Origin of the sequence: Campylobacter sp. IFREMER_LSEM_CL1085 (assembly GCF_025772235.1) — a bacterium.
Lineage (GTDB): Bacteria > Campylobacterota > Campylobacteria > Campylobacterales > Campylobacteraceae > Campylobacter_D > Campylobacter_D lari_D.
In genome coordinates this window covers 33228-45056 of sequence record NZ_JAKMRU010000009.1, presented here as the reverse complement: position 1 = coordinate 45056, position 11829 = coordinate 33228, and the positions used below count along the sequence as shown (strand labels likewise).

The window sequence follows — 11829 nt, the reverse complement described above, 5'->3', positions numbered from 1 at the left end:
TTAGATTTTCCCTTTAAAAATAACAAAAGAAATCAAAGCTTCAACGACAAAAAACCATAGATATTCAATACCAAATTTTAAAATTTGACTATTATCTAAATACGCCAAAAATACATCAAAAAGATAGATAAAAATATAAGCACAAAAGGTAAATATAACGAGCAAATAATGGCCTAGTTTTAATTTACTTTTAAACCAATCAACAAAAAGATGATAAAAAACAAAAAAAGCTATCCAAGAACTAAAAAGATAAAATCCATGGATAATATCAATTAATAAAAGATAAAACAAAGAAAAATACCATCTAAAATCAAGCTTATTAAGAGTTCTTTCTTTTTCTTTTAAAAGCACTATCATATAACAAAAAAACACGCCAAACAAAGGAGGTATCCAATAATAAACAGAGCTTAGCACTTGATAAAAAATCAAAGATAAATAAAAAAATAAATAAGAAAAATCAAATCTATTTTTTACTAAATTTCTACTCCTCATTAAAACCTAAGCTCTCTAAAATAATTTTTTGTTCTAATTTATCAATACCACTTTTTTTCAAATTTGAAACTAAAATGGCATTTTTATTTACATTTAAAATTTTTGCTTTTTGACTTTGATTGAGCTTATCTGCTTTTGTATAAACTATTATTTTTTTTTGATCAGCTCTAATAAAAGAATCTAAATACAAATCCAAATTTGCATCAATATCTAAATTTTCATGTCTTGAATCTATTAGATGAATAAAAAGTTTGATAGAACTACGCTCTTTTAAAAACTCATCTAAATTTTTATTCCAAATAGCCTTAGTTTTTTTGCTCACTTTAGCATAGCCAAAACCAGGTAAATCAATAAACATCAATTTAAATTTATCTTCATCTTTTTTACAATCAACTTCAAAAAAATTAATGAGTTGGGTTTTACCTGGAGTTGAAGAACTTTTTGCTAAATTTTTATTCTTACAAAGAGTATTAATCAAAGAACTTTTTCCTACATTAGAGCGGCCTAAAAATGCAATTTCAGTATATATAGGCTGTGGAGCTTCATTTATTTTAGAAGCAGAAGTTAAAAATTTAGCATTTAATATCATTCTTTTACTTCAAATACAAATTTAGCAGGTTTTTTATCTTTACTAACTACTCTATAAGTCATATTTTTTCTATCTACTATGATTTTATCACCTATAAGCTCTTTTTTTGACTGCACTTCTATAATTTTTGCATTACCATTAATTTCATATGTATCTTTAGCTACATTATAAACAAACTCATCACCACTTCCATGATAAATCTTATCTTTCATCATAATTTTAAATTTAGCATCTTTAGTAGCTATATACTTAATAGGTTGTTTATTTTTCATATAAATGACTAATTTTTGCGAATTTAAAATATCTTTACCTTTTTTTACTTCCACATCACCGGTTAATATGCTCGTTTCATTTTTCTCATCCAAATAAAAATCTTTAGCATAAACTTCTATTTTTTGAGCACTAAATGCAAATAAATTTAACAAACACAAAAAAATTATTGCTCTAAAAACCATGCTTTTATTCCTTGAATTTTTAATTCTTTTTGATTTACATCATATAAAAAATTATCCCCAAAAACCTCATTCAACCCTATATATGCCTTAAATTTTTCATTGGAAAATAAAATTTTATTTTTCATATCATAAATTGCTTTTTGAGTAAAAATAGAAGTTTGATTTTGATCAAAATAACTTACATTACCTTCTAAAATGGATTTTTCATCATTTCTTACTAATAAATCCGAACTTAAATTATAATCAAGTGCTTGCACTTTAAAATCATCAAAAATATCTTTATCTTGGTATTTTATCCAACGACTTGCTTGATAACTAGCTTTTGTAACAGATGTATTAAGCTCATAATCAAGCACATCAAAAGCTTGCATATTTGCCACATCTACCTTTTGCGGTTTTATTGCAAACAAATAAGGATCTTGAGTACTTAAAATCACCATAACAAAGGCAAATAAACTCATTAATATAGCAAAAATTTTTATCGCCAAAGTTTATCCCATTGAGCTTGCATATTATTATGTTCAATTAAAATTTCTATCATCTCACTTACCGCCCCATTGCCACCTTTTCTATTTAAAACTTTATCAGTTTTTAAAGCCTTATGTGCATCTTTTGGTTTAAAACTATAAGCAACTGCTTCAAGTAAACTCATATCATTATAATAATCCCCAATAGCAGCACATTGAGAAAAGTCTAAATTTAATTTTTCTAAAATTTCTTTAGCGCAAGTTAATTTATCACTAATACCTTGATATACTAGATCAATTTTTAAATCTCTAGCTCTAAAATACACACATTCGCTAGTCCTGCCTGTAATAATAGCAACTTTTTTGCCAAGCTTTTGCCAAGCCTCAATTGCTGCACCATCTTTTACATTAAACTCTTTAATTTCACCATAATTTTGTGTGTAGATGATTTTACCATCTGTTAGACAACCATCTACATCTAAAAAAATAAGCTCTATCATAATTTTACTCTCTTACTATAAACGCACCAGGAAAAGAACCACCATCAACAAAATCCCTTGCTTCTTGCTCACTTCTAAAGCCTTTTAAAAATACTCTATGTAAACTATCTTTAGCACTTGTTTGTATTGTTGAAGTATAAGAATTATAATTTTTATATCTACTTGCTATTAACTCTGCGCCACTTTTATTTCTAAATGCCCCAATTTGCACCATAAAAGCTCCACCTTGGAAAATATGGCCACTATCAGCAATCTCCCCACTGCTACCTAAATTAGAATTAGTATGCACTGAACCTGAATTTGCACTTGTTCCAAAACCAATTACTTCAAGTCTTACAGGAGCTGTTCCTGCTTGAATCATATCAATATCTCTTGCGGCCATATTAGATAAATCTATAATCCTACCTGCTACAAAAGGTCCTCTATCATTTATTCTTACGGTAGTTTGACGATGATTTTTTAAATTAGTTACCTTTACTATAGTATTCATAGGTAAAGTTTTATGAGCTGCTGTATAAGCATGTTGATCATAAGTTTCACCATTGGAAGTTTTTTTACCATGAAAGCCCGGTCCATACCAACTAGCTATACCATCAGCAGTCTCACCTACTTCTACTACGGTTGGATAATATGTTTTACCATTAATAGTATAAGGTTTCATAGTGCCTTTTAAGCCTGTATTATTATGCTTTATACTTTTAAAATCTCTTTCTGGATAATACACAGTAGGTGTGCTAATAGGCACCATACTACAAGCACTAAATAAAACCCCTACACAACTAACGACTAACGACTTTTGTATGAGAGTTTTTTGGTAATTTTTGAGTAGTTTTGATTTTTGCATTGTTATTCTCCTTAATTTTTAACACAAGTTTTTGATTAATATTAATCAAGTTTCCTTTGATTTTATTATATTCTTTAATGCTTTCAACACTAATTTTATGTTTTTTTGCAATAGTATAAAGACTATCACCCTTTTTTACTATATAAATTTTTGTATGCGGAATAGTTGTATCCACTTTAGCTAGCTTTACATTCTCTAATGCATTTTCCACAGCCACACTTTTGCTTAAAGGAATATACATATAATAATCTTTTTTATCAGGCGGAGTAAAGTCATAATTAAAATGTGGATTATAACGCTTAAATTCATTATAAGACATCTTAGCTACTTTAGCAAGCTCTCTTAAAGAAACACTTGGCGGAACAGGTATTTTTTTAACTTCACTCGATAGAGCATAATTAAGCAAAGCACTATCTTGTGAAATCAAAAAATCATTATTATTAGCCAAAAATGCCATAGTAAGAATTTTTCTAATAAAAATTCTAGTTTCTAATGGTAAATATTTTTTATCAGGATCAAGCAAGATTCTTAAATCATCACTTTTTGCTTTTTTTATGGCTTGGCGTAATTTACCATCACCACAATTATAAGCTAAAATTGCTAAATACCATTTTCCAAACTGCTCTTTTAATTGCTTTAAATAAGCAATGGCTGCATAAGTTGATTTGACTAAATCTCTTCTTTCATCTACATAAGGATCTATCCTTAAACCTAAAGTTTGTGCTGTTGGCTTCATAAACTGCCAAACACCTACTGCTTTAGTTCTAGAAACACTATGAATTTTTAAACCAGATTCTACAATTGCCAAATATAAAAATTCTTGAGGAATATTTTCTTTTTCTAAAATTTTACGGATAATTGGAGTGATTTTATAAAATTCTCTCATAGTATCAACTAAAGTTTTAGAATGCATATTTAAAGAAGATTCTTTAAATTCTAAAAATAACATATCACTAAGATAGCTTGCTTCTATGTCTAAATTTCTTAGAATTTGAGCTTGCTGAGTATAATATTCAGGAGTTACCTGCAAGGCTTTAGCATTTAAACATAATAATACTAATATAAAAAATATAAAGTTTTTTTTCATTATAAACCTTGAAAAAACAAACGATTAGCATTTAAATTCGTAAGTTTTACTACTTCAACTTTAGATAATTTTAAAAGATCAGATATTTTTTGTGCTACAAAATGCGTTAAAATAGGATCATTTACTTTACCACGATGTGGTTCTGGAGTTAAATAAGGCCCATCTGTTTCCAAAACAAGTTTATCTTTTGGAATTTTAGGTAAAATTTCCACTAATTTTTTTGCATTTTTAAAAGTTAAAACCCCGCCTATACCAAAATAAAATCCTTCATCTGCTAGTTGAAGTAAAAGCTCACTTGCATTAAAGCAATGCAAAACACCGCCTTGTAATTCTTTTGAGTATGTTTTTAGAATATTAAAGCTGTCTTCATTAGCTTCACGCACATGCACAATCAATGGCTTTTTATATTCAATAGCTAGTTGTATTTGAGCTATAAAAACTTCTTTTTGTCTTGTTTTAATAGTATCATCATTAGTATTTAAACGATAATAATCAAGTCCGCACTCACCCACTGCGATACATTTTTTATCATCTATAAATTCTTTTAAAACTTCTAAATCAAAATCATCTATATCATAAGGATGCACCCCACAAGAAAAATACACATTATCATAAGTATGTGCTATCTCTCTTGCTCTTGGTAGATCTTTTATATCTGCACCTGGTATAATGATTTTATCTACACCATTTTCAAATGCATGCGTTAACATCTCATCTAAATATCCAAAATAAGCTTGGCTATCTAGATGACAATGAGTATCTATGATTTTTTCACTAAAATCACAATCTAAAAACATACCTCTACCCTATTTTTTCCATTAGCCTTAGCTAAATCTAATGCCTTTTGTGCGTTATTGAGCAAATCTTGCATTTGGCTTCCTTTGCTACCAAAAGCAACCCCCACAGAGATGCTATAATCAACCTCGTCTAAAGCTATCAAAACGCTTTCTTTGGAAATATTAACTCTTATATTTGAAAAAGCTTTTAAAGCCTCTTTATTGCTTATATTTTTTAAAGCAATGTAGAATTTACCATCTTCAATTCTAGTAGCTAAATCCATACCACGAATTTGATCTTTAATCTTTTCGGCTGTATGTTTTATCACTCCATCACCGCAATCATAACTTAATTCATAATTAATTGTTGCAAGATTATCAATATCAATCAAAGCCAACGCCATTTCTTCATTTTCTTGTATATCTTCTAAATAATCTAAAAATCTTTTTTCAAAAGTAGCATAATCATCAAGTCCTGTTAATAAATCTTTACCTAAACTATACTCATCTAGCAAAACACACTTTTGCATATAATCTAAACAATTATTTACTCTACAATTTAGTGATTCTTTTTGGAAAGGTCTAATCACATAATCATTCACACCTTTTCTAAAAGCTCTTGCTTCTAATGCATCATCTTTATCCCCAACCATAATCACACCAAGTTCTATTTTAGAATATTTTGAGCGAATTTCTACAAGTAAATCTTCCCCATTAATTACCGGCATAGTAGCATCGCAAATTACTAATTTTGTATCAGGATGATCGCTTAAATAGCTTAGTGCCTCTTCCCCATGAGCTGCTGCTAAAACATTAAAAAGCTGATTGTTTAAGTTTTTCTTCATTTCTGCGCGTAAAGTTACATTTGCAATTGCTAAAATTATCTTAGTTTTATTATTTTTTTGAAGCATTCTAATAGAATTTAACATTTCATTAATACAATCTTCGCTTTCTTTTTGAATATAATTAATAATATCTTTTTCCATAAATTTTTTACGAGTTTGTCCGTCATTACTTCCTGTAAGAACAATAGCGGGGATATTTTTTTCTAAAACTACATCAACCACTTCACCATTAGGAGCATCTGGTAAACAAAGATCTACAAAAGCCATAAAATAATCATTTTTCAATAAATCTTTTGCACTATTCATATCAAAAGCAACATCTACCTTTAATCCTAAAGTATTTTCTACTTTTTTTGCTAAAAGTTTAGTTAGCATCTTATTATCATCAATGATTAAAATTTTTTCTTCCATGGTAAAACACTCTCTTTAAATAATTTTAAAAAACTAATTATATCATATTGAAATTTACTTTTTGTTTTTAAAGCAAAGTTCTAGTAAATTCTAAAGCTTCTTGGGTAATATTTTCCCCGCTTACCATTCTAGCAAGTTCTTTTACTCTTTCTTCTTTTTCTATCTTTCTTACCCTACTTTCATTTCCTATTTTTTCTACTAGGAAGTGATTGCTTGCTTTTGATGAAAGCTGTGGTAAGTGTGAAATTGCAAAAATTTGATAAAACTTAGCAAGCTCTTTTAAAACTTCAGCTATACTCATTGCTTCTTTACCACTTAAATTTGCATCAATTTCATCTAAAAATATTATCCCACTAGCTTTATTAGTAACATTACATTCAGTTGCGATAAAAGAAAGTCTTAAACGATTTATCTCACCTGAGCTTAAATTTTTCAAACTAGCTTCATTTATATTTAAATTCACTTCATCTTTACCTAAAATACTCAAAGCACAATCTTTAAGCTCTAATTTAATCTCTTTCATATAAAGTTTTTCAAGATAAAAATTAAGTAATTTCTCAAGCTCTTTTAATCTTTTTTTGCGCAAAGTGCTTAATTTTTGGCTTTTCTCATCTAAAAGTATTTTAGCATTTTGCACTTTCTTTTCTAATTCTTTTTTTTTAAAACTTAAATTTTCATAATGAGCTAATTCTGCTTTTTTCTTCTCTAAAGCTTCTAAGGCTTCTTCTATACTTCCATATTTTGAAATCAAAGAAGAAAGTTTTTCTATCCTATCAAGCACTTCTTCTATATCAAAATCAAAATCATCAAAACTTTGATTTTCCCACACCACCCTTAGTTCATTTAAACACTCTGAAAAAAATGAACTATCAACATCACTAATTTGCAAAGCTTCAATCACTGCTGATTCTAATTCAAAAATTTTGCTTGCCCTGTTCCAAGCTGCATCGATTTTGTCTTTTTTAGAAAGCCTTTTTTTTAAACTCATCAACTCATCAAATTCACCTATTTTTGGGTTAATACTTTGGATTTTTTGTATTTCAAAGCTTGTAAATTCTTTTAATTCTTCTACCCTTTTTTCTTCTTCTTGAATTTTTTCTAATTTAATTTTATTTTCTATATATTCTTTATAAACATTTTTATATTCATTTAAAAAATCTTTAAATTTCTTATCCTCTTTTGATTGCATAAAATCAAGTAAGTTTAAAAATCTTTCATTTGAAAACTCATTATTTTCCTTAGCTGAAAGATATTTTACAAATTTCTTAGAAAGTAAGGCTAAATTCTTTTTTGAAATAAGTTGATTATTGACAAAATAACGCGAGCTTTTATCTTTTAAAAGTTTAAATACATTTAATTCTTCATTTTCAATACCAAACTCATCTAATTCAAGCTCATCATTTAACAAAACTTCCACCATTTTAGCTTCACTCTCACTTAAAGCAAATGCTGCTAAAATAGCCTTAAAAAGCACAGACTTTCCAGCACCACTTAAACCAGTGAAGACAGTAAGCCCCACTTCTAAGTCTAATTTTGCTTGTTTAAAACCTAAATTTTCTTTGATTAAAATACTTTCTATCATCACTTACCCCAATTTAACTTTTCTTTTAAAACTTGGAAATAATCTCTATCTTTTTTATGTATAAAACTAAGTTCTTTCTTGCTAAGCCCTATAAGAATTCTATCATATTCTTTAGGATCAACCACTTCTTGCCCGTCTAAATACAACAAACAATGCTCAACTTTCAACTCAAGCTCAAAACCATAAGGCAAAACAATAGGCCTTTGAGTTAAAGAATGAGAACAAACCGGAGTTAGAACAAAAATTTCACTCCAAGGATGTACTATAGGTCCACCTGCACTAATATTATAAGCAGTTGAACCACTTGAACTAGCTATAATCAAACCATCTCCATAATAAGCATTAAAAAGTTTATTTTCAAAAAAAACTTCCACATTTGCCATTAAAGCATTATCGCGAGAAAAAACCGCGTCATTAAAAGCAAATTTTTTAATGATTTTATTCTTTTTACAAAGCGTTATTTGAAGCATTTTAGCTTTTTCTATTTTAAAATCATTTTTAAAAAACTCTTTAAAAAAACTTTCTACTTCATTAAAAGAAAAAGCAGTTAAAAAACCTAAATTTCCTGCATTTATCCCTAAAATAGGCTTTTTTGCTTGATAAGCTTGCCTACATAAAGACAAAAGCGTGCCGTCCCCACCTAGAGAAATCAAAAAATCTAATTTCTGTAAATCTTTAAGATTATTTTTTTTCTGATCTAATAGCACAAGCTCTATATTTTTTTGCAAAAAAATTGTTTTTAAAAAAGCAATTTGCTCATTTAAATTTGTATTTAACCTGCAAAATAAGCCTACTTTTTGAATTTTTTCTATATTTATACATTTTTTCATAAAAAAATTATAACAAAACTTAGCTAAGCAAAAGAATAAAATACTATAATAACAAAATTGAACAAAATTAAGCTAAGGAAAAATTTTGAGAACTCATTATAATACAGAGCTTAACATACAAAATGTTGGCGAGGAAGTAACATTATGTGGTTGGGTAAATTCTTACCGTGATCATGGAGGTGTAATTTTTATCGATCTTAGAGATCGTAGCGGACTTATACAATTAGTATGTGATCCAGCAGATAATCAAGAAGCACATAATATAGCTTCATCAGTAAGAAATGAATATGTTTTAATAGCACAAGGAAAAATTCGCCCACGCGGTGAAGGACTTGTAAATCCAAAATTAAAAACCGGAGAAATAGAAGTTGTTATAAATAAACTTACTATTGAAAATGAAAGTGCTGTAGTACCTTTTGCTATAGGCGATGAAAGTGTAAATGAAGAATTAAGATTAAAATATAGATTTTTAGATTTAAGAAGCAAAAAACTTTATGATAATTTTGCTCTAAGATCAACTGCTTGTATAGCAACAAGAAATTCTTTAGCAAAAATGGGATTTTTAGAGGTTGAAACCCCTATTTTAACCAAAGCTACCCCAGAAGGCGCAAGGGATTATTTAGTACCATCACGCGTACATCAAGGTGAATTTTATGCCCTACCTCAAAGCCCTCAACTTTTCAAACAACTTTTAATGTGTTCAGGATTTGATAGATATTTTCAAATTGCAAAATGTTTTAGAGATGAGGATTTAAGAGCAGATCGCCAACCTGAATTTACTCAAATAGACATAGAAATGAGTTTTTGTGAACAAAAAGATATCATAGCTATGGCAGAAAATTTACTTAAAGATATTTTCAAAGCTTGCGGAAAAGAAATTAGCATACCTTTTAGACAAATGAGTTACAAGGAAGCTATGGAAAATTATGGCTCTGATAAGCCTGATTTAAGATTTGATATGAAATTTATTGATGTGATTGATATTTTTGCAAAATCAAATAATGAAATTTTTGCAAATATTGCAAAAGACACGAAGAAAAATCGCATTAAAGCTTTAAGAGTTCCAAAAGGTGATACAATTTTTTCTAAACGCCAAATGCAAAGATTTGAAGAATTTGTGCGTAAATTTGGAGCAGTAGGGCTTGCATTTATACAAATGAAAGAAGATGGTCCTAAAGGTCCACTTTGTAAATTCTTTAGCGAAGAGGACTTAAATGCTTTAATCCAAAGATGTGAATTAGAAGTTGGTGATGTGGTATTTTTTGGTGCAGGGATTAAAAAAACTGTGCTTGATTATATGGGCAGATTTAGATTATTCCTTGCTGATGAAATGAAAATTATCGATGAGGATAAATTAGAATTCTTGTGGGTTATTGATTTTCCTATGTTTGAGCAAAATGATGATGGAAGCTATTCTGCAATGCACCATCCATTTACTATGCCAAAAAATATTGATGAGCAAGACTTAGAAGAAATTAATTCTATTGCACATGATGTAGTGTTAAATGGTGTAGAATTAGGTGGTGGTAGTATAAGAATTCACAAAAGTCCTATCCAACAAAAAGTATTTAAGCTTTTAAATATTGATGAAGAAGAACAAAGAAAGAAATTTGGCTTCTTACTTGATGCATTAAGTTTTGGAGCACCACCACATGGTGGTATAGCAATAGGCCTTGATAGACTTATCATGCTTTTAACAAAATCTTCAAGTATTAGAGAAGTTATAGCATTTCCTAAAACACAAAGAGCGCAATGTCTTATGACTCAAGCTCCAAGCGAAGTAAGCAATGAACAAATGAGAGAACTAGGTATAAGATTAAGGGAGAATACTAAATGAAACAATTATTTTTAATCATAGGTGCACCAGGTAGTGGTAAAACAACCGATGCAAGCATCATAGCTACAGATGATGCAAGCATTACTCATTATTCTACAGGTGATTTACTAAGAGCAGAAGTGGCTAGTGGAAGCGAACTTGGAAAGACTATTGATAGTTTTATTTCTAAAGGAAATTTGGTTCCTTTGGAAGTGGTAGTTAATACTATCATCACTGCTTTAAAAAATGCACCAACTAATACTATATTAATAGATGGTTATCCAAGAAGTGTTGAGCAAATGCTTGAGTTTGATAAGGTATTAAAAAATCAAAGTGAAGTAATTTTAAAAGGTGTGATAGAAGTTAAAGTTAGCGAAGAAGTTGCTAGAGAAAGAGTTTTAGGGCGTGCTAGAGGTGCTGATGATAACGAAGAGGTTTTTAACAATAGAATGAAAGTTTATTTAGGACCTTTAGAAGAAATAACAAATTTTTATACTAAAGAAAATATCCACCATGTAATCAATGGTGAAAGAAGTATTGAAGCTATCGTAGCTGATATGAAAAATTTAATCAATGATTTATTAAAATAAAGGATAAAAAATGGATATTAGCAAAATCAAAGTTGGAGAAATACCAAATAAACTTAATGCAGTTATTGAAATTCCTTATGGATCAAACATTAAATACGAACTTGACAAAGAAAGCGGAGCCATCATGGTTGATCGCGTGATGTATTCAGCTATGTTTTATCCAGCAAACTATGGTTTTATACCAAATACTCTTGCAGATGATCGCGATCCTATTGATGTTTTAGTATTAAATGAATATCCTATCCAAGCAGGAGCTGTGATTCCTTGTCGTTTAATAGGGGTATTATTAATGGAAGATGAAAGTGGTATGGATGAAAAATTACTTGCTGTTCCTGTAAGTAAAATAGATCCAAGATATGATAATATTAAATGTTTAGATGATTTACCAAAAGCAAGCCTAGATAAAATCAAAAATTTCTTTGAAACATATAAAATGCTTGAGCCAAACAAATGGGTAAAAGTAAAAGAATTTGCAGGTATTGAAAAAGCAAGTGAAATTTTAGAAAATTCTATTAAAAATTATAAATAATTAAAGTCCTTTTGAG

Annotated in this window: 14 protein-coding genes; 3 read left to right on the top strand and 11 right to left on the bottom strand. The window is 28.9% G+C overall.

All coding sequences use genetic code 11. The features are described from left to right. The 11 genes from L8W56_RS05075 to L8W56_RS05025 form a co-directional block, all read right to left on the bottom strand. Window positions 1-492 (bottom strand): hypothetical protein, encoded by a 492-nt coding sequence (locus L8W56_RS05075; protein ID WP_263659607.1) that lies wholly within the window; start codon window positions 490-492, stop codon window positions 1-3. Next, window positions 482-1081 carry a ribosome biogenesis GTP-binding protein YihA/YsxC gene (yihA, locus tag L8W56_RS05070; protein ID WP_133319208.1) on the bottom strand — a complete coding sequence of 200 codons (600 nt, stop codon included), beginning with the start codon at window positions 1079-1081 and terminating at the stop codon, window positions 482-484. Before yihA ends, L8W56_RS05075 begins: the two co-directional genes overlap by 11 nt. Beyond that, window positions 1078-1536, bottom strand: a complete 459-nt coding sequence (lptA, locus tag L8W56_RS05065) for a lipopolysaccharide transport periplasmic protein LptA (RefSeq protein WP_133319209.1) — start codon at window positions 1534-1536, stop codon at window positions 1078-1080. The genes yihA and lptA overlap by 4 nt, the downstream gene beginning before the upstream one ends. Beyond that, window positions 1518-2024: a hypothetical protein gene (locus tag L8W56_RS05060; RefSeq protein ID WP_263659606.1), complete on the bottom strand. Its 507-nt coding sequence runs from the start codon at window positions 2022-2024 to the stop codon at window positions 1518-1520. Before L8W56_RS05060 ends, lptA begins: the two co-directional genes overlap by 19 nt. After that, window positions 2015-2503 (bottom strand): HAD hydrolase family protein, encoded by a 489-nt coding sequence (locus L8W56_RS05055; RefSeq protein WP_133319211.1) that lies wholly within the window; start codon window positions 2501-2503, stop codon window positions 2015-2017. The genes L8W56_RS05060 and L8W56_RS05055 overlap by 10 nt, the downstream gene beginning before the upstream one ends. Window positions 2504-2507: 4 nt before the next feature. Next, on the bottom strand, window positions 2508-3347 hold the full coding sequence (locus L8W56_RS05050) for a septal ring lytic transglycosylase RlpA family protein (protein ID WP_412175543.1): 840 nt from the start codon (window positions 3345-3347) through the stop codon (window positions 2508-2510). Further along, entirely contained in the window at window positions 3283-4434 is a 1152-nt protein-coding gene (locus L8W56_RS05045) for a lytic transglycosylase domain-containing protein (RefSeq protein WP_133319213.1), read from the bottom strand. Before L8W56_RS05045 ends, L8W56_RS05050 begins: the two co-directional genes overlap by 65 nt. After that, window positions 4434-5231 carry a TatD family hydrolase gene (locus tag L8W56_RS05040; protein ID WP_220566657.1) on the bottom strand — a complete coding sequence of 266 codons (798 nt, stop codon included), beginning with the start codon at window positions 5229-5231 and terminating at the stop codon, window positions 4434-4436. The genes L8W56_RS05045 and L8W56_RS05040 overlap by 1 nt, the downstream gene beginning before the upstream one ends. Then, window positions 5222-6466 (bottom strand): diguanylate cyclase, encoded by a 1245-nt coding sequence (locus tag L8W56_RS05035; protein WP_133319215.1) that lies wholly within the window; start codon window positions 6464-6466, stop codon window positions 5222-5224. Before L8W56_RS05035 ends, L8W56_RS05040 begins: the two co-directional genes overlap by 10 nt. Before the next feature lie 67 nt (window positions 6467-6533). Continuing rightward, a complete protein-coding gene (locus tag L8W56_RS05030) occupies window positions 6534-8048 on the bottom strand; it encodes an AAA family ATPase (RefSeq protein ID WP_263659605.1) in 1515 nt (504 codons plus the stop codon). Next, window positions 8048-8878 (bottom strand): NAD(+)/NADH kinase, encoded by an 831-nt coding sequence (locus tag L8W56_RS05025; RefSeq protein ID WP_263659604.1) that lies wholly within the window; start codon window positions 8876-8878, stop codon window positions 8048-8050. The genes L8W56_RS05030 and L8W56_RS05025 overlap by 1 nt, the downstream gene beginning before the upstream one ends. 85 nt (window positions 8879-8963) lie before the next feature. Between L8W56_RS05025 and aspS the strand changes: the two genes are divergently transcribed. Genes aspS through ppa form a run of 3 tightly spaced genes read left to right on the top strand, consistent with a single transcriptional unit; the run spans window position 8964 to window position 11813 of the window. Beyond that, window positions 8964-10715 (top strand): aspartate--tRNA ligase, encoded by a 1752-nt coding sequence (gene aspS, locus L8W56_RS05020; RefSeq protein WP_263659603.1) that lies wholly within the window; start codon window positions 8964-8966, stop codon window positions 10713-10715. Beyond that, window positions 10712-11284 (top strand): adenylate kinase, encoded by a 573-nt coding sequence (locus L8W56_RS05015; RefSeq protein ID WP_263659602.1) that lies wholly within the window; start codon window positions 10712-10714, stop codon window positions 11282-11284. Before aspS ends, L8W56_RS05015 begins: the two co-directional genes overlap by 4 nt. A 10-nt stretch (window positions 11285-11294) precedes the next feature. After that, window positions 11295-11813 carry an inorganic diphosphatase gene (gene ppa, locus L8W56_RS05010; protein WP_263659601.1) on the top strand — a complete coding sequence of 173 codons (519 nt, stop codon included), beginning with the start codon at window positions 11295-11297 and terminating at the stop codon, window positions 11811-11813. Window positions 11814-11829: the final 16 nt, after the last annotated feature.